At 65.0% G+C, this 23,620-nt stretch carries 23 protein-coding genes and 1 tRNA gene; 21 read left to right on the forward strand and 3 right to left on the reverse strand.

The features are described 5' to 3' along the window. The first annotated feature begins 55 nt into the window (after window positions 1-55). From ABIC50_RS22345 to ABIC50_RS22355, 3 genes are all read left to right on the forward strand, one after another. Window positions 56-700 carry a phosphatidylserine decarboxylase gene (locus ABIC50_RS22345; RefSeq protein ID WP_006750447.1) on the forward strand — a complete coding sequence of 215 codons (645 nt, stop codon included), beginning with the start codon at window positions 56-58 and terminating at the stop codon, window positions 698-700. 15 nt (window positions 701-715) lie between these two features. Then, window positions 716-1,585: a CDP-diacylglycerol--serine O-phosphatidyltransferase gene (pssA, locus tag ABIC50_RS22350; RefSeq protein WP_006750448.1), complete on the forward strand. Its 870-nt coding sequence runs from the start codon at window positions 716-718 to the stop codon at window positions 1,583-1,585. A gap of 319 nt (window positions 1,586-1,904) precedes the next feature. Then, window positions 1,905-3,449 carry a 2-isopropylmalate synthase gene (locus tag ABIC50_RS22355; protein ID WP_006750449.1) on the forward strand — a complete coding sequence of 515 codons (1,545 nt, stop codon included), beginning with the start codon at window positions 1,905-1,907 and terminating at the stop codon, window positions 3,447-3,449. Window positions 3,450-3,520: 71 nt separating this feature from the next. Here ABIC50_RS22355 and ABIC50_RS22360 read toward each other — a convergent pair whose 3' ends face one another. The 3 genes from ABIC50_RS22360 to ABIC50_RS22370 all read right to left on the reverse strand — a co-directional run bounded on the left by ABIC50_RS22360 (window position 3,521) and on the right by ABIC50_RS22370 (window position 6,657). Beyond that, window positions 3,521-5,071: a SulP family inorganic anion transporter gene (locus tag ABIC50_RS22360; protein WP_175708889.1), complete on the reverse strand. Its 1,551-nt coding sequence runs from the start codon at window positions 5,069-5,071 to the stop codon at window positions 3,521-3,523. Between the two features lie 38 nt (window positions 5,072-5,109). After that, window positions 5,110-5,751 (reverse strand): carbonic anhydrase, encoded by a 642-nt coding sequence (locus ABIC50_RS22365; RefSeq protein ID WP_105830702.1) that lies wholly within the window; start codon window positions 5,749-5,751, stop codon window positions 5,110-5,112. 393 nt (window positions 5,752-6,144) lie between these two features. Beyond that, complete coding sequence (locus ABIC50_RS22370; RefSeq protein WP_012364322.1) at window positions 6,145-6,657, reverse strand: hypothetical protein; 513 nt, start codon at window positions 6,655-6,657, stop codon at window positions 6,145-6,147. A 190-nt stretch (window positions 6,658-6,847) separates the two neighbouring features. Here ABIC50_RS22370 and ABIC50_RS22375 point away from each other — a divergent pair, with 190 nt between their 5' ends. From ABIC50_RS22375 to nuoK, 18 genes are all read left to right on the forward strand, one after another. Then, complete coding sequence (locus ABIC50_RS22375; RefSeq protein ID WP_354166849.1) at window positions 6,848-8,107, forward strand: branched-chain amino acid ABC transporter substrate-binding protein; 1,260 nt, start codon at window positions 6,848-6,850, stop codon at window positions 8,105-8,107. 116 nt (window positions 8,108-8,223) lie between these two features. Continuing rightward, the gene (gene rpsO / locus ABIC50_RS22380) at window positions 8,224-8,493 is read left to right on the forward strand and encodes a 30S ribosomal protein S15 (protein ID WP_006398792.1); all 270 of its coding nucleotides are present in this window, start codon (window positions 8,224-8,226) and stop codon (window positions 8,491-8,493) included. Between the two features lie 291 nt (window positions 8,494-8,784). Continuing rightward, window positions 8,785-10,929, forward strand: coding sequence for a polyribonucleotide nucleotidyltransferase (gene pnp, locus ABIC50_RS22385; RefSeq protein ID WP_011657486.1), 2,145 nt, complete (start codon window positions 8,785-8,787; stop codon window positions 10,927-10,929). A 143-nt stretch (window positions 10,930-11,072) separates the two neighbouring features. Further along, complete coding sequence (locus tag ABIC50_RS22390; protein WP_354166850.1) at window positions 11,073-12,092, forward strand: NAD(P)H-quinone oxidoreductase; 1,020 nt, start codon at window positions 11,073-11,075, stop codon at window positions 12,090-12,092. A gap of 141 nt (window positions 12,093-12,233) precedes the next feature. Further along, on the forward strand, window positions 12,234-12,989 hold the full coding sequence (gene tpiA / locus ABIC50_RS22395) for a triose-phosphate isomerase (protein ID WP_354166852.1): 756 nt from the start codon (window positions 12,234-12,236) through the stop codon (window positions 12,987-12,989). A 72-nt stretch (window positions 12,990-13,061) separates the two neighbouring features. Further along, window positions 13,062-13,439, forward strand: coding sequence for a preprotein translocase subunit SecG (gene secG, locus ABIC50_RS22400; RefSeq protein ID WP_354166855.1), 378 nt, complete (start codon window positions 13,062-13,064; stop codon window positions 13,437-13,439). Window positions 13,440-13,549: 110 nt separating this feature from the next. Further along, a tRNA-Leu gene (locus ABIC50_RS22405) sits at window positions 13,550-13,634 on the forward strand. 154 nt (window positions 13,635-13,788) lie between these two features. Beyond that, a complete protein-coding gene (locus ABIC50_RS22410) occupies window positions 13,789-14,148 on the forward strand; it encodes an NADH-quinone oxidoreductase subunit A (RefSeq protein ID WP_006398798.1) in 360 nt (119 codons plus the stop codon). A gap of 63 nt (window positions 14,149-14,211) precedes the next feature. Continuing rightward, window positions 14,212-14,691, forward strand: a complete 480-nt coding sequence (locus ABIC50_RS22415) for a NuoB/complex I 20 kDa subunit family protein (RefSeq protein WP_006398799.1) — start codon at window positions 14,212-14,214, stop codon at window positions 14,689-14,691. A 21-nt stretch (window positions 14,692-14,712) separates the two neighbouring features. Further along, a complete protein-coding gene (locus tag ABIC50_RS22420; protein ID WP_006750458.1) occupies window positions 14,713-15,315 on the forward strand; it encodes an NADH-quinone oxidoreductase subunit C in 603 nt (200 codons plus the stop codon). Window positions 15,316-15,324: 9 nt separating this feature from the next. Next, complete coding sequence (locus ABIC50_RS22425) at window positions 15,325-16,578, forward strand: NADH-quinone oxidoreductase subunit D (RefSeq protein WP_011657482.1); 1,254 nt, start codon at window positions 15,325-15,327, stop codon at window positions 16,576-16,578. A gap of 168 nt (window positions 16,579-16,746) precedes the next feature. Beyond that, window positions 16,747-17,232, forward strand: coding sequence for an NADH-quinone oxidoreductase subunit NuoE (nuoE, locus tag ABIC50_RS22430; RefSeq protein WP_006756903.1), 486 nt, complete (start codon window positions 16,747-16,749; stop codon window positions 17,230-17,232). Further along, window positions 17,229-18,539 carry an NADH-quinone oxidoreductase subunit NuoF gene (gene nuoF / locus ABIC50_RS22435; RefSeq protein ID WP_006756904.1) on the forward strand — a complete coding sequence of 437 codons (1,311 nt, stop codon included), beginning with the start codon at window positions 17,229-17,231 and terminating at the stop codon, window positions 18,537-18,539. The genes nuoE and nuoF overlap by 4 nt, the downstream gene beginning before the upstream one ends. Window positions 18,540-18,623: 84 nt before the next feature. Beyond that, window positions 18,624-20,954 (forward strand): NADH-quinone oxidoreductase subunit NuoG, encoded by a 2,331-nt coding sequence (nuoG, locus tag ABIC50_RS22440; RefSeq protein ID WP_175660174.1) that lies wholly within the window; start codon window positions 18,624-18,626, stop codon window positions 20,952-20,954. Continuing rightward, a complete protein-coding gene (nuoH, locus tag ABIC50_RS22445) occupies window positions 20,955-22,022 on the forward strand; it encodes an NADH-quinone oxidoreductase subunit NuoH (RefSeq protein WP_105830696.1) in 1,068 nt (355 codons plus the stop codon). It abuts the gene before it with no gap. A gap of 15 nt (window positions 22,023-22,037) precedes the next feature. Continuing rightward, window positions 22,038-22,526 carry an NADH-quinone oxidoreductase subunit NuoI gene (gene nuoI, locus ABIC50_RS22450; protein WP_006398806.1) on the forward strand — a complete coding sequence of 163 codons (489 nt, stop codon included), beginning with the start codon at window positions 22,038-22,040 and terminating at the stop codon, window positions 22,524-22,526. Between the two features lie 114 nt (window positions 22,527-22,640). Continuing rightward, window positions 22,641-23,291 carry an NADH-quinone oxidoreductase subunit J gene (locus tag ABIC50_RS22455; RefSeq protein WP_006750464.1) on the forward strand — a complete coding sequence of 217 codons (651 nt, stop codon included), beginning with the start codon at window positions 22,641-22,643 and terminating at the stop codon, window positions 23,289-23,291. 17 nt (window positions 23,292-23,308) lie between these two features. Beyond that, window positions 23,309-23,614, forward strand: a complete 306-nt coding sequence (nuoK, locus tag ABIC50_RS22460) for an NADH-quinone oxidoreductase subunit NuoK (RefSeq protein WP_004185739.1) — start codon at window positions 23,309-23,311, stop codon at window positions 23,612-23,614. Window positions 23,615-23,620: the final 6 nt, after the last annotated feature.

Below are 23,620 nucleotides of genomic sequence, written 5' to 3' on the forward strand. Positions count from 1 at the left end.
GGGCGGCTTTTGCTATCCTACGGGCTTTGCAATTCACCGAACACAGAACGAATCCATGAACTATCCTCATCCGATCATCGCGCGCGAAGGCTGGCCGTTCATCGCGATTGCTGCCGTCATCGCGCTGTTGATCCACGCCGTCGGGGGCTTCGGCTTCGCGTGGCCGTTCTGGCTGCTGCTCGTCTTCGTCGTCCAGTTCTTCCGCGATCCGCAGCGCCCGATTCCGGCGCAGCCGAACGCGGTGCTGTGTCCGGCGGACGGCCGCATCGTCGCGGTCGAGACCACGCAGGATCCGTACGCGAACCGCGAAGCGCTGAAGATCAGCGTGTTCATGAATGTCTTCAACGTCCATTCGCAGCGTTCGCCGGTCGACGGCGCGGTCACCAAGGTCGAGTATTTCCCGGGCGCGTTCCTGAACGCGGCAATCGACAAGGCGTCGACCGAGAACGAGCGCAATGCGCTCGTGATCCAGACGGCGAGCGGCAAGACCGTCACCGCCGTGCAGATCGCCGGCCTCGTCGCCCGCCGGATCCTCTGCTACGTGCGCGCCGGCGAGCCGCTGTCGCGCGGCCAGCGCTACGGTTTCATCCGCTTCGGTTCGCGCGTCGACGTGTACCTGCCGCTCGGCAGCCGCGCGAAGGTCTCGATCGGCGAGAAGGTCTACGCGTCGTCGACGATCCTCGCCGAGCTCGAACAGTAACCGGCGGAGCCCACGATGGCCGCATTCAAACCCCGCCGGCCGCGCAACGGGTCCAGCCAGACGCCACGCCCGTTCCGCCGCAACAAGATAATGGCGCCTGATCCAGTGCCGGAAAGCCGCCGTGCCGCGCGCCAGCGGTTCCTGAAGACGCGCGGCATCTACCTGCTGCCGAACGCGTTCACGACCGCCGCGCTGTTCTGCGGTTTCTTCGCGGTCGTGCAGGCGATGAACGTGCGCTTCGAGATCGCCGCGATCGCGATCTTCGTCGCGATGGTGCTCGACGGGATGGACGGGCGCGTCGCGCGGATGACGCATACGCAAAGCGCGTTCGGCGAACAGTTCGACAGCCTGTCGGACATGGTGTCGTTCGGCGTCGCGCCCGCGCTCGTGATGTACGAGTGGGTGCTGAAGGATCTCGGCCGCTGGGGCTGGCTCGCCGCGTTCGTCTACTGCTCGGGCGCCGCGCTGCGCCTCGCGCGCTTCAACACCAACATCGGCGTCGTCGACAAGCGCTTCTTCCAGGGGCTGCCGAGCCCGGCCGCCGCCGCGCTGATCGCCGGCTTCGTGTGGCTCGCGACCGACAACCGCGTGCCGATGAAGCTCGGCTGGCTGCCGTGGGTCGCGTTCGTGCTGACGATCTACGCGGGCGTGACGATGGTATCGAACGCGCCGTTCTACAGCGGCAAGGCGCTCGACGTGCGGCACCGCGTGCCGTTCGCGGCGATCCTGCTGGTCGTCGTCGCGTTCGTGCTCGTATCGTCCGATCCGCCGCTGATGCTGTTCTGCCTGTTCGTGCTGTACGGGCTGTCCGGCTATGTGTTCTGGGCCTACATGGCCATCCGCGGGCGGGCGAATCCCGCGCGCTCGTCGCAGCGCGATCACTGACGCGCAACCTGCGCGGAAACGGAAACGGCGGCCTCGGGGCCGCCGTTTTCATGTGCCCCTCTTTCGCGTCGCGCCGCCGGGCTTCACGGGTGCCGTCCGATTGCGCGCCTTGCGGAATGCCGCTATAGTCTTTGGCATGACTGCATTTTCCCGCCTCTCCCTCCTTCTAGCCGGTGCGCCGCTACGCGCGCTAGCTTTGGCGCGCCTGCCGCGCTGACCGTTCTCGCCCCCCGTCAAGCCTCGTCTGTTGTTGAGCGTCGCCAGCGGTGGCGCGATCTCATTACGTTTGATTCCCGTATAAAGAGCCCTGGAGCCCCCCATGACAGACAAGCTGATCATTTTCGATACGACGTTGCGTGACGGTGAACAATCGCCCGGCGCGTCGATGACGAAGGAAGAGAAAATCCGCATCGCGAAGCATCTCGAGCGGATGAAGGTCGACGTGATCGAGGCCGGCTTCGCGGCCAGCTCGAACGGCGACTTCGACGCGATCCACACGATCGCCGGTCTCGTGAAGGACAGCACGATCTGCTCGCTGGCGCGCGCCAACGACAAGGACATCCAGCGCGCGGCCGACGCGTTGAAGCCGGCCAATAGCGCGCGGATCCACACGTTCATCGCGACGTCGCCGCTGCACATGGAGAAGAAGCTGCGGATGACGCCGGACCAGGTGTTCGAGCAGGCGCGCCTCGCCGTGCGCTTCGCGCGCAAGTTCACCGACAACGTCGAATTCTCGCCGGAAGACGGCAGCCGTTCGGATCTCGACTTCCTGTGCCGCGTGCTGGAAGCCGTGATCGCCGAAGGTGCGACGACGATCAACATCGCCGACACGGTCGGCTACGGCGTGCCGGAACTCTACGGCAACCTCGTGAAGACGCTGCGCGAACGCATTCCGAACTCGGACAAGGCGATCTTCTCCGTGCATTGCCACAACGACCTCGGCATGGCGGTGGCGAACTCGCTCGCCGGCGTGAAGATCGGCGGTGCGCGGCAGGTGGAGTGCACGATCAACGGTCTCGGCGAGCGCGCGGGCAACACGTCGCTCGAGGAAATCGTGATGGCCGTGAAGACCCGCAAGGACTATTTCGGCCTCGACGTGGGCCTCGACACCACGCAGATCGTCCCGACGTCGAAGCTCGTGTCGCAGATCACCGGTTTCGTCGTGCAGCCGAACAAGGCGGTGGTGGGCGCGAACGCGTTCGCGCACGCGTCGGGCATCCATCAGGACGGCGTGCTGAAGGCGCGCGACACGTACGAGATCATGCGCGCGGAAGACGTGGGCTGGACCGCGAACAAGATCGTGCTCGGCAAGCTGTCGGGCCGCAATGCGTTCAAGCAGCGCCTGCAGGAGCTCGGCGTGTCGCTCGACAGCGAAACCGAGCTGAACGCCGCGTTCATGCGCTTCAAGGATCTGGCCGACCGCAAGTCGGAGATTTTCGACGAAGACATCATCGCGATCGTCTCTGAGGAGTCGGCGTTCGCGCAGGAGCAGGAGCACTACAAGTTCGTGTCGCTGTCGCAGCGCTCGGAAACCGGCGAGCAGCCGCAGGCCAAGGTCGTGTTCGCACTCGACGGCAAGGAAGTGACCGGCGAGGCACGTGGCAACGGCCCGGTCGACGCGACGTTCAACGCGATCGAGAGCGAAGTCGGCAGCGGTTCGGAACTGCTGCTGTACTCGGTGAACGCGATCACGACCGGTACGCAGGCGCAGGGCGAAGTGACGGTGCGGCTGTCGAAGAGCGGGCGGATCGTCAATGGCGTCGGCACCGATCCCGATATCGTCGCGGCTTCCGCGAAGGCGTACATTGCCGCGCTGAACAAGCTGCACTCGAAGGACGACAAGCTCAACCCGCAGCGCTCGTAAGCACTGCGCGCCGAGCGCCCTAAACGCCCCGTGCGGCCCTGCGCCGCCCGGGGCGTTTTTTCATGCGCCGCTCATTCGGCGGCCGGTGCGCGGAACAGCCAGCGGCGCGTGGCCGGGCGGGGCGCCGGATTGCGGCGGCGGAATTCCACCGTGATCCCGCGCCGCGGCGCATCGGCGACGAATGCATCGAGCAGTTCGAGCACGTCGTGATCGATGTAGTCGGCGCGCGTCGCGTCGATGATCACGGCCGCGCGGTCCGGGATGTGCCGCAGGTGATGCTTGACCTGCACCTTGCCGAGGAACGACACGTCCTTGCGGAACGACAGCAGGTAGTGATCGTCGTGCTGCGCGAGCGTGACGGGGCTCTTCAGGTTCGCCACCGCGACCGCCAGCACGCTGCACGCGAGGCCGACCGCGATGCCGAACAGCAGGTCGACCGCCAGCACGCCCGCGATCGTCGCGGCGAACGGCACGAACGCGGCCGGACCCTGTTTCAGCACCGAGCGGAACAGCGCCGGTTTCGCGAGCTTGAAGCCGGTGTGGATCAGGATGGCCGCGAGGCTCGCGAGCGGGATCAGGTTGATCAGCCCGGTGAGCGCGAACACGCTGGCGAGCAGCAGGATCCCGTGCACGATCGCCGACATCCGGCTCTGCGCGCCCGCGTTCACGTTGACCGAGCTGCGCACGATCACCGACGTGATCGGCAGCCCGCCGACCGCGCCCGCGACGAGATTGCCGACGCCCTGGGCCTTCAGTTCGCGGTCCGGCTGGGTCGGACGGCGCTTCGGATCGATCTGTTCGACCGCCTCCAGGCTCAGCAGCGTTTCGAGGCTCGCGACGACCGCGAGCGTGATCGCCACGCGCCATACGTCCGGATTGACGAGCTGCGCGAAGTTCGGGCCGAGCTCGGCGTGCTTCAGCGAGGCCGCGAGCGCCGCGAACGATTCGAGCTCGGGCAACGTGACGCGATGCGCGGCACCCAGCGCGACCGACGGCACGAACGCGCCGAGCAGCAGCGTGGCGCCGATGCCGAACACGACGACCGCGAGCGGCGCGGGCACCGAGCGCACCCAGGCAAAGCGCTTGAGCGCCGGCGTATCCCACGCGACCAGCAACCCGAGCGACGCGAGCGCGATGGCCGTGGCGGCCCAGGCGGTCGGCAGGGCCGCCCATGATGCAAACGATTGCGCGGCCGAGCCGCCAAGGCCGAAGGCGAACGGAATCTGCTTCAGGATCAGCAGCAGGCCGATCGCCGCGAGCATGCCCTTGATGACGGGCGACGGCACATAGGCGGCGAAGCGGCCGGCGCGCAGCATGCCGAAGCCGAACTGCAGCACGCCGGACAGCAGCACCGCGAGCAGGAACGCGGAGAAGCTGCCGAGTTGCGCGATCCCTTCGACGACGATCACGACGAGGCCGGCGGCAGGCCCGCTGACCGACAGCGACGAGCCGCTCAGCAGCGCGACGACGAGGCCGCCGACGATGCCGGACACGAGCCCGGCGAACGGTTCGACACCGGATGCATTCGCGATGCCGAGACACAGTGGCAGCGCGACGAGGAAAACGACGATGCCGGCGACGATGTCGCGCGGCAGGGTGGACAGGCGCTCGTTCAGTTTCATGGTTGGGGCGATTTCGTAGCGTTGGGGAAGGGCACGGGTCAGGCGGCTGCGGCGGCCGTGGCGGCATGCTCCGGTTCGGCTTCGACCGGCGGTGCCGCATAGCCGGAGTCGAGTTCCTTCAGCAGGCCGTCGGCGAGCGAGAAGATCCAGCCGTGCACGAGCGGCGGCCGCTTCCGGCCTTGCACGATCGGCGACGCGCGCAGCAGCCGCACCTGTTCGAGCACGTTCAGCTCGGCCAGGCGGTCGGCGGCGGCCGTGTCGTCGAGTCCGTCGAGCGCATCGCGATGGCGTCGCGCGAGCGCGCAAAGCGGCGCGATGCGGCGCGCGACGTGCGGCAGGTCGGCGGGCGGCGGCAGCAGCGACGCGCGCACGCCACCGCACCCGTAGTGGCCGCACACGATCACGTGGTCGACTTCGAGCACGCGCACCGCGTATTCGAGCACGCTGGCCGAATTGTCATCGTCGGGATGGAACAGGTTGGCGATGTTGCGATGGACGAACAGCTCGCCCGGCACGCTGTGCGTGATGGTTTCGGCCGGCACCCGGCTGTCGGCGCAGCCGATCCACAGCACGCGCGGGTTCTGGCCGCGTGCAAGCGCGTCGAAGAAGCCGGGCGTGTGATCGCGCGTCTCGCGGGCCCAGGCGATGTTGGCAACCAGCATGCTCTTGGGGCGGTTCATAAGGACTCCTTTCCGATAAAGGAAAACAAATGGCAAAGAAAGACGGGACGATGTGGAGCAATAGGATCCTTTCTGAACTGAAAGGTTCAATTTCGACTGATATTAGGGGTATGCCCTAACGCCGGGTGCCACTGATACAAATTGTTTCAACTGGATCGGGCGAGGTGCATTGAATGCACCAATGCGACGCATGAGATGCATCGTATATACCTGTTTCCCGCCCGCGCCCGTGTGGGGCGGCGTTGCGCGGGATTGCTTGCCGAATGCCGTCAATCGGAAAGGATTGCCGCGCGATTGGGGAGTTAATCGAATATGGCGGAAAAAATGAAATGGCCATTCACGCAATAATGCGTGAATGGCCATTGCGAAAATTGCAGATAAATGCGTAATCGATCAGAACAGATTGCGGCGATCGGGATCGTGAAGTGGATCCGGTGTTTTCTGCGTCGTGCGCAGGATGCCCTGCGGATCGAAGTAGAAGCTGTACATCATGTACCAGACGTTGTCTTCGAGATAGCGGTAGGTCCACACCTCGCGCTTCATCAGCGGGAAGTATGACGTCTCGACCGGCCGGCCGAAATTCACGAGCACGTCGGTCTTGGTCCACTTGCCGATTTCCGCGCGATAGAACTCGCTCGGCTGCAACACCTGGCGCACGTTGACGATGCGGTGGGCCGCGTCGACGTCGGCCGCGACGGTGATCTCGCCCATCGGCTGGGTCGGCCACATCAGGCGCTTGCCGCCGCCCGGCAGGTCGTAGATTTCGCGCGGCGGGCCCATGCGCGCCACGATCGCCGACTCGTCCTGGCCGGCCTGGTATTGCTGCCACGGTTGCGCGCAGCCGGCGAGCAGTGCCGCCGCGCAGGCGACCAGTACCGGCAGGCGCACGGGAATGCGAATGCGCATCGGATTCTCCAGAACACTCTGACCGTTCAGTTGTATCACGGACGGCGCGCGCCGGCGCATCGTGCCGAAAAAATCGGTGCGGATCGCGGGCAGGGTGCGCTCGGGGCGCGGTCTCGCACCGCGCTTGCGGCCGGCAGCCCCCGCGGCCTATGATCCGCGCTTCTCGGACAGATTGAAGGGCAGGTAGCCGATGCAGCAGTGGAAACGGTGCGCGCTCGCATTGAGCGCGGGGTGGATGCTGGCGTCGTCCGCGTTCGCGGCAGGCGAGCCGGTGCGGATCGCGCTGATCGAAGGAATGTCGGGCCCGTTCGCGAATGCGGGCGCGGCGGTCGAGCGCAACCTGCGCTTCGGTGTCGAGCAGGTCAACGCGGCAGGCGGCGTGAAGCTGCGCGATGGCGCGCATCCGCTCGAGCTCGTCGTGCTCGACAGCAAGGGCAGCCCGGAAGAGGCGCTCGTGCAGTTGCGCGCCGCGGCGGACCGCCACATCGGCTTCGTCGCGCAGGGCAACAGTTCGGCGGTCGCGGCCGCGCTCGTCGCGGCGCTCGACAAGCTGAACGCGCGCAATCCGGACAGCCGGATGCTGTTCGTGAACTATTCGGCCGACGATCCGGCGCTGACCGGCGCGCGCTGCAGCTTCTGGCATTTCCGTTTCGATGCGCACGCGGGGATGCGCATGGCTGCGCTGGCGGACGTGATGGCGCGCGACCGCGCACTGCGCAAGGTCTATCTGCTGAACCAGGACTACAGCTTCGGCCACGACGTCAGCACGCTCGCGCGGCAGGCGCTGGCCGAACGGCGCCCGGACGTGACGATCGCCGGCGACGAATTCCACCCGATCGGCCGCATCAAGGATTTCTCGCCGTACATCGCGAAGATCCGGGCGAGCGGCGCAGACGCCGTCGTGACCGGCAACTGGGGCAACGATCTCACGCTGCTGGTGAAGGCGGCGCGCGAGCAGGGGCTGAACGCGAAGTTCTATACGTTCTACGGCAACAGCCTCGGCGCGCCGGCCGCGCTCGGCGACGCCGGCGTCGGGCGGGTGATCGCCGTCGCGGACTGGCATCCGAACGCCGGCAGCGCGAAGTCGGAGGCGTTCTATCGCGCGTTCCGGGCCCGTTTCCCCGCGGCGCAGGACGACTATCCGGTGCGGCGCATGAGCCTGATGATCGACATGCTCGCGGCGGCGATGAATCGGGCCGGCTCGGCCGACCCGGTCGCGGTGGCGCGCGCGCTGGAGGGGCTGTCGTTCGACGACGGCTTCCATGCGTCGACGATGCGCGCGCAGGATCACCAGTTGATCCAGCCCCTTTACGTGATGGAAATGGACAAGGCCGGCACGCCGGGCGTGCGCTTCGACAACGAGGGCTCGGGCTACGGCTTCCGGACGGTCCTCGCGGTGCCCGCCCAGCGTACGGCGATGCCGTCGACCTGCTCGATGACGCGCCCGTGACAGGAGGCGATGGAACGGCGTGCAGTTGTGTTACAATGCCCGCCGGTTGTAAGTCACGGCACGGCCATTCTTCCGTGTCCGCCTGTTCAGTTAGCAAGTAGGAAAAAGGAAATCACATGTCTGTTGCAGATATCAAGAAGTCGGAAGTCGTTGCTCAGTTCGCGCGTGGTACCAACGACACGGGCTCGCCCGAAGTCCAGGTCGCACTGCTGACCGCACGTATCGTCGAACTGACGGGTCACTTCAAGACCCACGCGAAGGATCACCACAGCCGTCGCGGCCTGCTGCGCATGGTGAGCCGCCGCCGCAAGCTGCTCGACTACCTCAAGGGCAAGGATGCCGACCGTTACCGCGCGCTGATCGAGAAGCTGGGTCTGCGTAAGTAATCGAGGCGATTGCCGCCAGCAAGATGCCTGTGTCAGTCCGCTGATGCAGGCATTTTGTTTTTGCGCGGTGCGTAGCGTCACGCGCACCGCAGGTTGTTCGGCACGCGCTTGCCGGACTGCCGGAACGGCTGATACCGGGGTCGGGATTTGTGTCATTCCATCGCGTTGCTCATCGAGCGCCGCGCTGGAATGGCATAAAAAACACACCTTGCTCCGGGTGATTCGGTCGGGACGCCGCCGCGCGGGATGGCCCGCACGGCGAATGAAATGAATGAATTCAAAGGAGCAACCATGTCCATGTTCAACAAGGTCGTGAAGGAATTCCAGTGGGGCCAGCACAAGGTGCGCCTCGAAACCGGTGAAGTCGCCCGTCAGGCGAGCGGTGCCGTGATCGTCGACGTGGAAGACACCGTCGTGCTGGCAACCGTCGTCGGCGCGAAGTCGGCGAAGCCGGGCCAGGATTTCTTCCCGCTGACCGTCGACTACCTCGAAAAGACCTACTCGGCCGGCAAGATCCCGGGCGGCTTCTTCCGTCGCGAAGGCCGTCCGTCGGAACACGAGACGCTGACGTCGCGCCTGATCGACCGTCCGCTGCGTCCGCTGTTCCCGGAAGGCTTCTACAACGAAGTGCAGGTCGTGATCCACGTGCTGTCCGTGAACCCGGAAATCCCGGCGGACATCCCCGCGCTGATCGGCGCGTCGGCCGCGCTCGCCGTGTCGGGCCTGCCGTTCAACGGTCCGGTCGGTGCCGCGCGCGTGGCATACATCGACAACGCATACGTGCTGAACCCGACGCGTGACCAGCTCAAGGCCTCGAGCCTCGACCTCGTCGTCGCCGGTACGGAGCGCGCGGTGCTGATGGTCGAATCGGAAGCCGATCAACTGCCGGAAGACGTGATGCTGGGCGCGGTCGTGTTCGGCCACGAGCAGATGCAGACGGCGATCGACGCGATCCACGAACTCGTGCGCGAAGGCGGCAAGCCCGAGTGGGACTGGCAGCCGGCGCCGAAGAACGAGGCGCTGATCGCGCGCGTGACGGAGCTGGCGCACGGCGACCTGCTCGCCGCTTACCAGCTGCGCGACAAGCAAGCGCGTTCGACGAAGCTGAAGGAAGTCTACGCGGCGACCTCGGCGAAGCTCGAGGAAGACGCGCAGGCGGCCGGCACGGTCGCGGCCGACAAGGCCACCGTCGGCAACGTCCTGTTCGACATCGAAGCGAAGATCGTCCGTTCGCAGATCCTGAACGGCGAGCCGCGCATCGACGGTCGCGACACGCGCACCGTGCGTCCGATCGAGATCCGCACCGGCGTGCTGCCGCGCACCCACGGTTCGGCGCTGTTCACGCGTGGCGAAACGCAGGCGCTCGTCGTCGCGACGCTCGGCACGAAGGGTGACGAGCAGATCATCGACGCGCTCGAAGGCGAATACCGCGAGCGCTTCATGCTCCACTACAACATGCCCCCGTTCGCGACCGGCGAAACGGGCCGCGTCGGCTCGCCGAAGCGCCGCGAAATCGGCCACGGCCGTCTCGCGAAGCGCGCGCTGGTCAAGTGCCTGCCGAGCGCCGACGAATTCGGCTACTCGATCCGCGTCGTGTCGGAAATCACCGAGTCGAACGGTTCGTCGTCGATGGCGTCGGTGTGCGGCGGCTGCCTCGCGCTGATGGACGCCGGCGTGCCGATGAAGGCGCACGTCGCGGGTATCGCGATGGGCCTGATCCTCGAAGGCAACAAGTTCGCGGTGCTGACCGACATCCTCGGCGACGAAGATCACCTCGGCGACATGGACTTCAAGGTGGCCGGCACGGAGCAAGGTGTGACGGCGCTGCAGATGGACATCAAGATCCAGGGCATCACGAAGGAAATCATGCAGGTCGCGCTCGCGCAGGCGAAGGAAGGCCGCATGCACATCCTCGGCAAGATGACGTCGGCGGTCTCGGGTGCGAACACGCAACTGTCGGAATTCGCGCCGCGCATGATCACGATCAAGATCAACCCGGAAAAGATCCGCGACGTGATCGGCAAGGGCGGTTCGGTGATCCGCGCGCTGACGGAAGAAACGGGCACGACCATCGACATCTCGGATGACGGCGTCGTGACGATCGCGAGCACGAGCAGCGAAGGCATGGCCGAAGCGAAGAAGCGCATCGAGAACATCACGGTCGAGATCGAAGTCGGCCAGGTGTACGAAGGCACGGTGCTCAAGCTGCTCGATTTCGGTGCGATCGTGAACCTGCTGCCGGGCAAGGATGGCCTGCTGCACATCTCGGAAATCGTCAACGAGCGCGTGAAGGACATCAACGACTACCTGAAGGAAGGCCAGCAGGTTAAGGTCAAGGTGATCCAGACGGACGAGAAGGGTCGCGTGCGTCTGTCGGCGAAGGCGCTGCTGAACGAAGCAGCGGCGTCGCAGTCGGATACGCCGCCGCAGCAGTAAGCGCAAAGGCGTGAGAACGGCCGGCCGTGCGAAAGCGCGCCGGCCGTTTTTTCTGTAGCATCGTTGCGCGGCGCAGCAGCGCCGGCGACGCGCCCGTGCCGCGCACGGATGCGCCCCCGATTCCGATCCTGGAGCGACCACCCATGAAAGCCATCGAAATCACCGAATTCGGCGCCCCCGACGTGCTGAAGCTCGCGGAGCGTCCGCGCCCCGAACCGAAGCGCGGCGAAGTGCTGATCAAGGTGGCGGCTTCCGGCGTGAATCGGCCGGATGTCTTCCAGCGCAAGGGCGCCTATGCGCCGCCGCCGGGCGCCTCCGATCTGCCGGGCCTCGAGGTCGCGGGCGAGATCGTCGGCGGCGACCTGTCGGATGCCGCGCTGAACCCGTTCGGCCTGAAGGTCGGTGACCGCGTCTGCGCGCTGCTCGCGGGTGGCGGCTACGCCGAGTATGCGGTCGCGCCGTTGCCGCAATGTCTGCCGGTGCCTGACGGGCTGACCGACATCGAAGCCGCGTCGTTGCCCGAAACGTTCTTCACCGTGTGGAGCAATGTGTTCGACCGTGCGTTGCTGGGCGCGGGCGAGGGCGGCGAGCAGGAAACGCTGCTCGTGCAGGGCGGCTCGAGCGGGATCGGCGTGACGGCGATCCAGATCGCGCATGCGCTCGGCTTTCGCGTGTTCGCGACGGCCGGCAACGCCGACAAATGTCGTGCGTGCGAGGCGCTTGGTGCCGAACGCGCGATCAACTACAAGACCGCGGACTTCGTCGAAGTCGTGAAGTCGCTGACGCACGATCGCGGCGTCGACGTGATTCTCGACATGGTGGCCGGTTCGTACGTGCCCCGTGAACTGTCCGCGCTCGCGGACGGCGGCCGCCTCGTGCTGATCGCGCTGCTCGGCGGCGCGAAGGCCGAGGTCAACCTGAACGAGATCCTGCGTCGCCGGCTGACGGTGACGGGTTCGACGCTGCGTCCGCGTCCGGTCGAGTTCAAGGCGCGCATCGCCGCGCAGCTGAAGGCGCGTGTCTGGCCGCTGCTCGCGGACGGTCGCATCAAGCCCGTCATCTACCGTGTGCTGCCGGCCGGCGAGGCCGCGCAGGCGCACGCGCTGATGGAGAGCGGCGAGCATATCGGCAAGATCGTGCTCGATTGGGGTACGACCGCCTGAAGCCTTCGGCGGCCGCACTTGACATACGCGGTTTGACCGGTTCAAGCCGCGCGCAGTAAAATCGCGGGTTTGCTTCGCCAGATCCAGCCTGACGGCCGGTTTCCGGTACGTTAATGACACGATAGTGACGAGACAGACACGATGTCGAAACAACGAACAAAGCGAGTGATCGGCAACTGGAAGATGCACGGCCGGCTGGCCGGCAACCAGGCGTTGCTGAATGAAGTGGTGCAGGGCGCGGGCGCGGTGGCGGCTGAAACGTCGATCGGCGTGTGCGTGCCGTTCCCGTACCTCGCGCAGGTTCAGGCGCAGCTCGGCGCTGGCCGTGTCGTGTTCGGCGCGCAGGACGTGTCCGCGCACGAGCAGGGCGCGTTCACCGGCGAAGTCGCTGCGGCGATGGTGGCGGAGTTCGGTGCGCATTATGCGATCGTCGGTCACTCGGAGCGTCGCGCGTATCACGGCGAGCGCAACGAGACCGTCGCGGCGAAGGCGCAGCGCGCGCTCGCGGCTGGCCTCACGCCCGTCGTGTGCGTTGGCGAAACGCTCGACGAGCGTGAAGCGGGCGCAACCGAGCAAGTGGTCGGTGCGCAGCTCGACGCGGTGCTGGCCGTGCTGACGGCTGACGAGGCGGCTCGCATCGTCGTCGCGTACGAGCCGGTCTGGGCGATCGGTACGGGCAAAAGCGCGACGTCGGCGCAGGCGCAGGAGGTGCACGCGTTCCTGCGTGCGCGTCTCGCGGCGAAGGGTGCGGCGGACGTGTCGGTGCTGTACGGCGGCAGCGTGAAGCCGGACAACGCGGAAGAGCTGTTCGCGCAGCCGGACATCGACGGTGGCCTGATCGGCGGCGCGTCGCTGAAGGCGGAAGATTTCCTGGCGATCTGCCGGGCCGCACGTTGAGCGGTCCGGGGTCGAATTGAAACATGATGGCGGCCGGTTGGTCCGGTCGCCTGATCCAATCGGGTGGGTGTGATGCTGTTATTCAAGACGCTGATTATTGTCGTGCAGGTGCTGTCTGCACTCGGTGTGATTGGGCTCGTGCTGCTGCAGCACGGCAAGGGTGCCGACATGGGCGCTGCATTCGGCAGCGGCGCGTCGGGCAGCCTGTTCGGTGCGACGGGCTCGGCGAACTTCCTGTCGCGCACGACGGGCGTGCTGGCCACGATCTTCTTTGTCGCGACGCTCGCGCTGACGTACCTCGGCTCGTACAAGTCGACGCCGTCGGCAGGCGTGCTCGGCGCGGCTGCGACCGCACCGGCATCGACGCCCGCAGCGTCGGCACCGGTCGTCGCGGCGTCCGCTGCAGCGGCTTCGGCCGCGAGCGCGCCGGGCCAGGATGTCCCGAAATAAAAAGCCAAATTTTTTGCGGTTGTGCGTTGAACAAATCTGGAACTCGGGTTAGAATTTAATTCTTGAAGCGATTCGCGGGAACAAGCAGCACAACCCGAGTTGCATGCAGTGCCGACGTGGTGAAATTGGTAGACACGCTATCTTGAGGGGGTAGTGGCGAAAGCTGTGCGAGTTCGAGTCTCGCCGTCGGCACCAAAGTTACTCAATGCCAGCCGCTTCTAGTGGCTGGCATTTTTCATTTGTGGGGTATGTCTTGCGATTGTCTTGTGATCGCACGCACTCCGAAATGATTCCTTCCGCCGGAAGTGGTATTCTCCGGACGCTCAGAACCAACCGATAGAGGATTGCCTTGAACCTCGCAGCCTATTACCCCGTCTTGTTGTTCCTCCTCGTGGGCACTGGTTTAGGTATAGCGCTGGTCAGCATCGGCAAGCTCCTTGGTCCCAACAAGCCGGACGTCGAGAAGAACGCACCATACGAGTGCGGCTTCGAAGCCTTTGAAGACGCCCGGATGAAATTCGACGTCCGGTACTACCTCGTCGCCATCCTGTTCATCATCTTCGATCTCGAAACCGCGTTCCTGTTTCCGTGGGGCGTCGCGCTGCGGGACATCGGCTGGCCCGGTTTCATCGCAATGATGATTTTTCTGCTCGAATTCCTGCTGGGCTTTGCCTATATCTGGAAGAAAGGCGGTCTCGACTGGGAGTGATGGGGTTAATCGCCGGTTTGCATGGGCGGCCACGCTGGGTCGCTCGTCTGGAGTGGAAAGCAAATGAGTATCGAAGGGGTCTTGAAGGAAGGGTTTGTCACCACGACGGCTGACAAGCTGATCAACTGGACGCGTACCGGCTCGCTGTGGCCGATGACGTTCGGGCTCGCATGTTGCGCCGTCGAGATGATGCATGCGGGCGCGGCCCGTTACGATCTGGACCGGTTCGGGGTCGTGTTCCGTCCGAGCCCGCGTCAGTCGGACGTGATGATCGTCGCCGGCACGCTGTGCAACAAGATGGCGCCCGCACTGCGCCGCGTGTACGACCAGATGGCCGAGCCGCGCTGGGTGATCTCGATGGGGTCGTGTGCGAACGGCGGTGGCTATTACCACTACTCGTACTCGGTGGTCCGCGGTTGCGACCGGATCGTGCCGGTCGACGTCTACGTGCCGGGCTGCCCGCCCACGGCCGAGGCGCTGGTCTACGGCGTGATCCAGCTTCAGGCGAAGATCCGCCGCACCAACACCATCGCCCGTCAATAAAGCCCCGAGCGTCCCCTCAATATGGCAAGCAAAATCGAGATCCTGAAGGCAAACCTCGAAGCCGCGCTCGGCGCGCGCGTGGTGAGCCTCACCGAAGCGATCGGTGAACTGACGCTCGTCGTGAAGGCGAGCGATTACCTCGAAGTCGCAAAGACGCTGCGCGACGATCCGAAGCTCCGTTTCGAGCAGCTGATCGACCTCTGCGGCGTCGACTACCAGACTTACGGCGACGGTGCGTACGACGGCCCGCGTTTCGCGGCCGTGTCGCAGCTGCTGTCGGTCACGAACAACTGGCGCCTGCGCCTGCGCGTGTTCGCGCCGGACGACGATCTGCCGATCGTCGCGTCGCTCGTCGACATCTGGACCTCCGCAAACTGGTACGAGCGCGAAGCGTTCGACCTGTACGGCCTCGTGTTCGAGGGACACCCCGACCTGCGCCGCATCCTCACCGACTACGGCTTCATCGGCCACCCGTTCCGCAAGGACTTCCCGGTGTCGGGCTATGTCGAAATGCGTTACGACCCGGAAGAGAAGCGGGTCGTGTACCAGCCGGTGACGATCGAGCCGCGCGAAATCACGCCGCGCGTGATCCGCGAGGATCGCTATGGCGGTCTGAAACATTAAGGGGGCGTCATGGCAGAAATCAAGAACTACACCCTCAACTTCGGCCCGCAGCACCCGGCAGCGCACGGCGTGCTGCGCCTGGTGCTCGAGCTCGACGGCGAAGTCATCCAGCGTGCCGATCCGCACATCGGCCTGCTGCATCGCGCGACTGAAAAGCTCGCGGAAAGCAAGACCTTCATCCAGTCCGTGCCGTACATGGACCGTCTCGACTACGTGTCGATGATGGTCAACGAGCACGGCTACGTGCTCGCGATCGAGCGTCTGCTCGGCATCGACGTGCCGGAGCGCGCGCAGTACATCCGCGTGCTGTTCGACGAAATCACGCGCGTGCTGAACCACCTGATGTGGATCGGCGCGCACGCACTCGACGTCGGCGCGATGGCGGTGTTCCTGTACGCATTCCGCGAGCGCGAAGACCTGATGGACGTGTACGAAGCGGTATCCGGCGCACGGATGCACGCGGCGTATTACCGTCCGGGCGGCGTCTATCGCGACCTGCCTGACGCAATGCCGCAATACAAGGCGTCGAAGATTCGCAACGAGAAGGCGCTCGCGAGGATGAACGAAGCGCGCAGCGGCTCGGTGCTCGACTTCATCGACGACTTCTTCACGCGCTTCCCGAAGTGCGTCGACGAATACGAAACGCTGCTGACCGACAACCGGATCTGGAAACAGCGCCTGGTCGGGATCGGTGTCGTCAGCCCGGAGCGCGCGCTGCAGATGGGCCTGACGGGCCCGATGCTGCGCGGTTCGGGTATCGCGTGGGATCTGCGCAAGAAGCAGCCGTACGAAGTGTACGACCGCATGGATTTCGACGTGCCGGTCGGCGTGAACGGCGATTGCTACGACCGCTATCTGGTACGCGTCGAAGAAATGCGCCAATCGATCCGCATCGCGAAACAGTGTATTGAGTGGCTCCGCAAGAATCCGGGCCCGGTGATGACGGACAATCACAAGGTTGCACCGCCGTCGCGCGTCGGCATGAAGACCAACATGGAAGACTTGATTCACCACTTCAAGCTCTTCACCGAAGGTTTTCACGTGCCGGAAGGCGAGGCGTACGCAGCAGTCGAGCATCCGAAGGGCGAATTCGGCATCTACCTCGTGTCGGACGGTGCCAACAAGCCGTATCGCCTCAAGATTCGCGCCCCGGGCTTCGCGCATCTCGCGTCGCTCGACGAAATGGCGCGCGGCCACATGATTGCCGACGCCGTCACGATCATCGGTACGCAGGACATCGTGTTCGGCGAAATCGATCGCTAATGGTTGCGCCGCCTGCGCGTGCGGGCGGCGAGCAGTAAGTCACACGCGATGCGCGCTGAGCCGGCGCGGCTTCGCAAGCTGTCAACAGTGAGCGCCAGGTCTGCCGTCCATGCACAGCAGTGCGGCAGGTTGTTCGTTCGGTAGGAATTGAAAGAGTCGTGTCTGAAAATGATCTCAGCTGAAGGCCTGAAGGAAATCGATCGAGCGTTGACGAAGTATCCCGCCGATCAGAAACAGTCCGCCGTGATGTCGGCGTTGGCCGTTGCTCAGGAAGAGCACGGCTGGCTGTCGCCCGAACTGATGCAGTTCGTCGCGGACTATCTCGGCATGCCGGCAGTCGCCGTGCAGGAAGTCGCGACGTTCTACACGATGTACGAGCTCAACCCGGTCGGCAAGCACAAGATCACGCTCTGCACGAACCTCCCGTGCCAGCTTGGTCCGCACGGCGGCGCCGAGGCGACGGCCGACTACCTGAAACAGAAGCTGGGCATCGGCTTCGGCGAGACCACGCCCGACGGCAAGTTCACGCTGAAGGAAGGCGAATGCATGGGCTCGTGCGGCGATGCGCCGGTGCTGCTGGTGAACAATCACAGAATGTGCAGCTTCATGAGCCGCGAGAAGATCGACCAGCTGCTTGAGGAGCTTTCGAAATGACGTCCCTTCACGACCGTCACATCAAACCGCTGATCCTCGCTGGTCTGAACGGCGAGAACTGGCATCTCGAAGATTACGTTGCGCGCGGCGGCTACAAGCAGCTGCGCCGCATTCTCGAAGAAAAGATTCCGCCGGAGCAGGTGATCGCCGACGTGAAGGCGTCGGGCCTGCGTGGCCGTGGCGGTGCGGGCTTCCCGACCGGCCTGAAGTGGAGCTTCATGCCGCGCCAGTTCCCGGGGCAGAAGTACCTCGTCTGCAACTCGGACGAAGGCGAACCGGGCACGTTCAAGGATCGCGACATCCTGCGCTGGAACCCGCATGCGCTGATCGAAGGCATGGCCATCGGCGCGTACGCGATGGGCATCACCGTCGGCTACAACTACATCCACGGCGAAATCTTCGAAGTGTATCGACGCTTCGAGGCCGCGCTCGATGAAGCGCGTGCCGCGGGTTTCCTCGGCGACAACATCATGGGCTCGGAATTCTCGTTCCAGCTGCACGCGCACCACGGTTACGGCGCGTACATCTGCGGCGAGGAAACGGCGCTGCTCGAGTCGCTCGAAGGCAAGAAGGGCCAGCCGCGCTTCAAGCCGCCGTTCCCGGCGAGCTTCGGCGTGTACGGCAAGCCGACCACGATCAACAACACCGAGACGTTCGCCGCGGTGCCGTTCCTGCTATCGATCGGGCCGCAGAATTACCTCGAGATCGGCAAGCCGAACAACGGCGGCACGAAGATCTTCTCGGTGTCGGGCGACGTCGAGCGTCCGGGCAACTACGAAGTGCCGCTCGGCACGCCGTTCGCGACGCTGATGGAGCTCGCCGGCGGGATGCGCGGCGGTCGCAAGATCAAGGCCGTGATTCCGGGCGGTTCGTCGGCGCCGGTGATCCCGGGCGACATCATGATGCAGACCGATCTCGATTACGACTCGATCGCGAAGGCGGGCTCGATGCTCGGCTCCGGCGCGGTGATCGTGATGGACGAGACGCGCTGCATGGTGCGTTCGCTGCTGCGCCTGTCGTACTTCTACTACGAGGAATCGTGCGGCCAGTGCACGCCGTGCCGTGAGGGCACCGGCTGGCTGTATCGCGTCGTGAATCGTATCGAGCACGGCGAAGGGCGCCAGGAAGATCTGGACCTGCTGAACTCGGTTGCCGAGAACATCATGGGCCGCACGATCTGCGCGCTCGGCGATGCGGCGGCGATGCCGGTGCGCGGGATGCTCAAGCATTACTGGGACGAATTCGCGTACCACGTCGAGCACAAGCACTGCATGGTCGGCGGTCACGCGCACGCTGCGGCAGCCTGAAGCGAAGCACCGGTTGCGGAATTTGAGCGCACGGTCGGGCGAAGGCGCGAACGGGCGGAAATAGGTTAAGGACCATTCACCATCATGGTTGAACTTGAAATAGACGGCAAGAAGGTCGAGGTGCCCGAAGGCAGCATGGTGATCCAGGCTGCACACAAGGCGGATACGTACATTCCTCACTTCTGCTATCACAAGAAACTGTCGGTTGCGGCCAACTGCCGGATGTGTCTCGTCGAAGTCGAGAAGATGCCGAAGGCCGTGCCTGCCTGCGCGACGCCCGTGTCGGCCGGCATGATCGTGCGCACGCAGTCCGACAAGGCCGTGAAGGCGCAGCAGTCGGTGATGGAATTCCTCCTCATCAATCACCCGCTCGACTGCCCGATCTGCGATCAGGGCGGCGAATGCCAGCTGCAGGATCTGGCGGTCGGCTACGGCAAGTCGTCGTCGCGCTACTCGGAAGAAAAGCGCGTGGTGTTCCACAAGAACGTGGGCCCGCTGATCTCGATGGAAGAGATGTCGCGCTGCATCCACTGCACGCGTTGCGTCCGCTTCGGCCAGGAAATCGCCGGCGTGATGGAACTCGGCATGCTGGGTCGCGGCGAGCACTCGGAAATCACGACGTTCGTCGGCAAGACGGTCGACTCCGAGCTGTCGGGCAACATGATCGACCTGTGCCCGGTCGGCGCGCTGACCAGCAAGCCGTTCCGCTACAGCGCCCGTACGTGGGAACTGTCGCGCCGCAAGTCGGTGAGCCCGCACGATTCCGTCGGCGCGAACCTCGTCGTGCAGGTGAAGAACAACCGCGTGATGCGCGTGCTGCCGTTCGAGAACGAAGCGATCAACGAATGCTGGATCTCGGACAAGGATCGTTTCTCGTACGAAGGCCTGAACAGCGAAGAGCGCCTGACGAAGCCGATGCTGAAGCAGGGCGGCCAGTGGATCGAAACCGACTGGCAAACCGCGCTCGAGTATGTCGCGAAGGGCCTGAAGGGCATCGCCGCGGATCACGGCGCGAACGCGCTGGCGATGCTCGCGAGCGCGCACAGCACCGCTGAAGAGCTGTTCCTCGTGAAGCAGCTCGCCAACGAACTGAAGACGCCGAACGTCGACTTCCGTCTGCGTCAGCAGGACTTCTCGGCGCCGGTCCAGGGCGCACCGTGGCTCGGCATGCCGATCGCCGACCTGTCGAACGTGGATGCCGCGTTCGTCGTCGGTTCGTTCCTGCGCCGCGACCACCCGCTGTTCGCCGCACGCCTGCGTCAGGCCGCGAAGAACGGCGCGAAGCTGCACTTCCTGAACGCAACCGCCGACGATTCCCTGATCCCGACCGCGAAGCGCATCGTCGCCGCGCCGTCGGCATGGCTCGACGAACTGGCCGGCGTCGCCGCGGCCGTCGCGCAACTGCGCGGCGTCGCGCTGCCGGACACGCTCGCGGGTGTCACCGCGTCGCCGGCCGCGCAAGCGGTCGCCCAGTCGCTCGCGAACGGCGAGCGCCGTGCGGTGCTGCTCGGCAACGTGGCCGTCCGTCATCCGCAATTCGCGCAGCTGCACGCCGTCGCACAGTGGATCGCCGACAACACCGGCGCCACGTTCGGCTTCCTGACCGAAGCGGCGAACACGGTCGGCGCGCACGTCGTCGGTGCGCTGCCGGGCGAAGGCGGCCTGAACGCACGCGAAGCGTTCGCGCAGCCGCGCAAGGGCTACGTGCTGCTGAACGTCGAACCGGAATTCGACACCGCCGATCCGGCGCAGGCGCTTGCCGCGCTGAACCAGGCCGAAATGGTCGTCGTGATGTCGCCGTTCAAGCACGGCCTCGATTACGCCGACGTGCTGCTGCCGATCGCGCCGTTCACGGAAACGGCCGGTACGTACGTGAACGCGGAAGGCTCGGTGCAGAGCTTCAACGGCGTGGTGCGCCCGCTCGGCGACACGCGTCCGGCGTGGAAGGTGCTGCGCGTGCTCGGCAGCCTGCTCGGCCTGCCGAACTTCGAATACGAGACCGCCGAAGAAGTGCGTCTCGCGGCGCTCGGCGACGCAGGTGTCGCGAGCCGTCTGTCGAACCAGGCGTCGGTCGCGCCGGCACGCGTCGCGGCGACTGCCGCGAACGGCGGTTTCGAGCGCCTCGCCGATGTGCCGATCTATCACGCCGACGCACTCGTGCGCCGCGCAGGTGCGCTGCACCTGACGGCCGCCGCGAAAGTGGCGAACGCCGCAGCCCTGCCGGCCGCGCTGTTCGACAAGCTGGGCTTGAAGGAAGGCGACGCGGTGCGCGTGCGCCAGGGCGAGCGTGCGGTGCAGTTGCCGGCCGTGCGCGACGCGAATCTTGCGGAGACGGTCGTTCGCGTGTCGGCGGCGACGCCTGCCGGCGCAGCGCTCGGCAGCCTGTCCGGTGAACTGGTGGTGGAGAAGGCGTAAATGAGCTTGTTCGATACGATCAACGCGGGCGGAGCCCAGCTTCTCGGCATCGCATGGCCGACGGTGTGGGCAGTCGTGCGCATCCTCGTCGTCGCCGTCGTGATCCTGCTGTGCGTCGCGTACCTGATTCTGTGGGAACGCAAGCTGATCGGCTGGATGCACGTGCGTCTCGGCCCGAACCGCGTCGGCCCCGCCGGCCTGCTGCAGCCGATCGCCGACGTGCTGAAGCTGCTGCTGAAGGAAGTCATTCAGCCGAGCGCCGCCAGCCGCTGGCTGTACCTGATCGCGCCGGTCATGACCGTCGTGCCGGCGTTCGCCGTCTGGGCGGTGATTCCGTTCCAGGCCGAAGCCGTGCTCGCGAACGTGAACGCCGGCCTGCTGTATGCGATGGCGATCTCGTCGATCGGCGTGTACGCGGTGATTCTCGCCGGCTGGGCGTCGAACTCGAAGTACGCGTTCCTCGGCGCGATGCGCGCGGCGGCCCAGATGGTGTCGTATGAAATCTCGATGGGCTTCGCGCTGGTGCTCGTGCTGATGACGGCCGGCAGCCTGAACCTGTCGGAAATCGTCGGCTCGCAGCAGCACGGCTTCTTCGCCGGCCACGGCGTGAATTTCCTGTCGTGGAACTGGCTGCCGCTCCTGCCGGCGTTCGTCGTCTACTTCGTGTCCGGCATCGCCGAAACGAACCGCCACCCGTTCGACGTGGTGGAAGGGGAGTCGGAGATCGTCGCGGGTCACATGATCGATTACTCGGGCATGGCGTTCGCGCTGTTCTTCCTCGCCGAGTACATCAACATGATCGTGATCTCGGCGCTCGCCGCGACGCTGTTCCTCGGCGGCTGGGATGCACCGTTCGAATTCCTGTCGTTCATTCCGGGCGTCTTCTGGCTGGTGCTGAAGGTGTTCGCGCTGCTGTCGGTGTTCATCTGGGTTCGCGCGACGTTCCCGCGTTACCGTTACGACCAGATCATGCGTCTGGGCTGGAAGGTGTTCCTGCCCGTCACGGTGATCTGGGTGGTCGTGGTCGGCTTCTGGATGATGTCGCCGCTCAACATCTGGGTGAAGTAAAGATCGGACGAAATCATGACGGCAATCCAACACTTCTTTAAGACCTTCTTCCTGACGGAGCTGCTGAAAGGGCTCGCGCTGACCGGTCGCTACACGTTCCGGCGCAAGTTCACCGTGCAGTTCCCGGAAGAGAAGACTCCGATTTCGCCGCGCTTTCGCGGGCTGCATGCGCTGCGCCGCTACGAGAACGGCGAAGAGCGCTGCATCGCGTGCAAGCTCTGCGAGGCCGTGTGCCCCGCGCTGGCGATCACGATCGAATCGGAAACGCGTGCGGACAACACGCGCCGCACGACGCGCTATGACATCGACCTGACGAAGTGCATCTTCTGCGGTTTCTGCGAAGAGAGCTGCCCGGTCGATTCGATCGTCGAGACGCAGATTCTCGAGTATCACGGCGAAAAGCGCGGCGACCTGTATTTCACGAAGGAAATGCTGCTCGCGGTGGGCGATCGCTACGAGAAGGACATCGCTGCGGCCAAGGCCGCCGACGCGCCGTATCGTTGATTGTGTTTGCAGTGCCGGCCCGGCATGAACGGGTCGAGCCGCCGCGACGGGTGCGGCACGCGAGAGCGTCCCGCAAGCCGCGCCTGACTATGGCCTAACGATGAACCGGTAATCATGGAATTCACGACCGTACTGTTCTACATCTTCGCGCTGCTCCTGGTGGTATCAGGGCTGAAGGTGATCACTTCGCGCAACCCGGTGGCGTCTGCGCTTTTCCTTGTGCTGGCGTTCTTCAACGCCGCCGCGATCTGGATGCTGCTGGAAGCGGAGTTCCTCGCGATCCTGCTGGTGCTGGTGTACGTGGGCGCCGTGATGGTGCTGTTCCTGTTCGTCGTGATGATGCTGGACATCAACATCGATTACCTGCGCCGCGACTTCAAGCGCTTCGTGCCGATGGCAACCGTGGTCGGCGCGATCATCGTGGTCGAGACCGCGCTGATCCTGTGGCGCGGCTATGGCGACACGCACACGGTGCACGCGATGGCGACGGGCGCGATGGCCGACTGGTCGAACACGCGACTGATCGGCAAGGTGATCTACACCGACTACATCTTCGCGTTCGAAATCGCCGGCCTGGTGCTGCTGGTCGCGATCATCGCCGCGATCGGGCTGACCGAGCGCAAGGGCAAGGACAGCAAGCGCCAGCGCGTGTCGGATCAGGTCAAGGTGCGCCGCAACGACCGCGTGCGCCTCGTGAAGATGGAAGCGGAAAAGCCGCAGCCGGAAACGGCGCAGAGCGAAGCCGGTACGAGCACCAACGGCTAAGCGGAGGAAAAGAAACCATGCTGACTCTTGCTCACTACCTCGTACTCGGCGCGATCCTCTTCGCGATCGCGATCGTCGGGATTTTCCTGAACCGCCGCAACATCATCATCATCCTGATGGCGATCGAATTGATGCTGCTGGCGGTGAACACCAACTTCGTCGCGTTCTCGCACTACCTCGGCGACGTGCACGGCCAGATTTTCGTGTTCTTCGTGCTGACCGTCGCCGCAGCGGAAGCCGCGATCGGTCTCGCGATTCTGGTGACCCTGTTCCGTAAGCTCGACACGATCAATGTCGAGGATCTCGATCAGCTCAAAGGTTAATTTCAG

The sequence above is a fragment of the Burkholderia sp. 567 genome, assembly GCF_040545115.1.
Classification (GTDB): domain Bacteria; phylum Pseudomonadota; class Gammaproteobacteria; order Burkholderiales; family Burkholderiaceae; genus Burkholderia; species Burkholderia ambifaria.

Coding starts and splice junctions, on each gene's coding strand:
- rpsO (WP_006398792.1), top strand. CDS start 8,224: ATGTCTGTTGCAGATATCAAGAAGTCGGAAGTCGTTGCTCAGTTCGCG.
- nuoG (WP_175660174.1), top strand. CDS start 18,624: ATGGTTGAACTTGAAATAGACGGCAAGAAGGTCGAGGTGCCCGAAGGC.
- ABIC50_RS22375 (WP_354166849.1), top strand. CDS start 6,848: ATGCAGCAGTGGAAACGGTGCGCGCTCGCATTGAGCGCGGGGTGGATG.
- ABIC50_RS22345 (WP_006750447.1), top strand. CDS start 56: ATGAACTATCCTCATCCGATCATCGCGCGCGAAGGCTGGCCGTTCATC.
- ABIC50_RS22420 (WP_006750458.1), top strand. CDS start 14,713: ATGGCAAGCAAAATCGAGATCCTGAAGGCAAACCTCGAAGCCGCGCTC.
- ABIC50_RS22365 (WP_105830702.1), bottom strand. CDS start 5,751: ATGAACCGCCCCAAGAGCATGCTGGTTGCCAACATCGCCTGGGCCCGC.
- pssA (WP_006750448.1), top strand. CDS start 716: ATGGCCGCATTCAAACCCCGCCGGCCGCGCAACGGGTCCAGCCAGACG.
- tpiA (WP_354166852.1), top strand. CDS start 12,234: ATGTCGAAACAACGAACAAAGCGAGTGATCGGCAACTGGAAGATGCAC.
- ABIC50_RS22455 (WP_006750464.1), top strand. CDS start 22,641: ATGGAATTCACGACCGTACTGTTCTACATCTTCGCGCTGCTCCTGGTG.
- secG (WP_354166855.1), top strand. CDS start 13,062: ATGCTGTTATTCAAGACGCTGATTATTGTCGTGCAGGTGCTGTCTGCA.
- ABIC50_RS22415 (WP_006398799.1), top strand. CDS start 14,212: ATGAGTATCGAAGGGGTCTTGAAGGAAGGGTTTGTCACCACGACGGCT.
- ABIC50_RS22360 (WP_175708889.1), bottom strand. CDS start 5,071: ATGAAACTGAACGAGCGCCTGTCCACCCTGCCGCGCGACATCGTCGCC.
- pnp (WP_011657486.1), top strand. CDS start 8,785: ATGTCCATGTTCAACAAGGTCGTGAAGGAATTCCAGTGGGGCCAGCAC.
- ABIC50_RS22390 (WP_354166850.1), top strand. CDS start 11,073: ATGAAAGCCATCGAAATCACCGAATTCGGCGCCCCCGACGTGCTGAAG.
- ABIC50_RS22370 (WP_012364322.1), bottom strand. CDS start 6,657: ATGCGCATTCGCATTCCCGTGCGCCTGCCGGTACTGGTCGCCTGCGCG.
- nuoH (WP_105830696.1), top strand. CDS start 20,955: ATGAGCTTGTTCGATACGATCAACGCGGGCGGAGCCCAGCTTCTCGGC.
- nuoI (WP_006398806.1), top strand. CDS start 22,038: ATGACGGCAATCCAACACTTCTTTAAGACCTTCTTCCTGACGGAGCTG.
- ABIC50_RS22425 (WP_011657482.1), top strand. CDS start 15,325: ATGGCAGAAATCAAGAACTACACCCTCAACTTCGGCCCGCAGCACCCG.
- nuoK (WP_004185739.1), top strand. CDS start 23,309: ATGCTGACTCTTGCTCACTACCTCGTACTCGGCGCGATCCTCTTCGCG.
- ABIC50_RS22355 (WP_006750449.1), top strand. CDS start 1,905: ATGACAGACAAGCTGATCATTTTCGATACGACGTTGCGTGACGGTGAA.
- nuoF (WP_006756904.1), top strand. CDS start 17,229: ATGACGTCCCTTCACGACCGTCACATCAAACCGCTGATCCTCGCTGGT.
- nuoE (WP_006756903.1), top strand. CDS start 16,747: ATGATCTCAGCTGAAGGCCTGAAGGAAATCGATCGAGCGTTGACGAAG.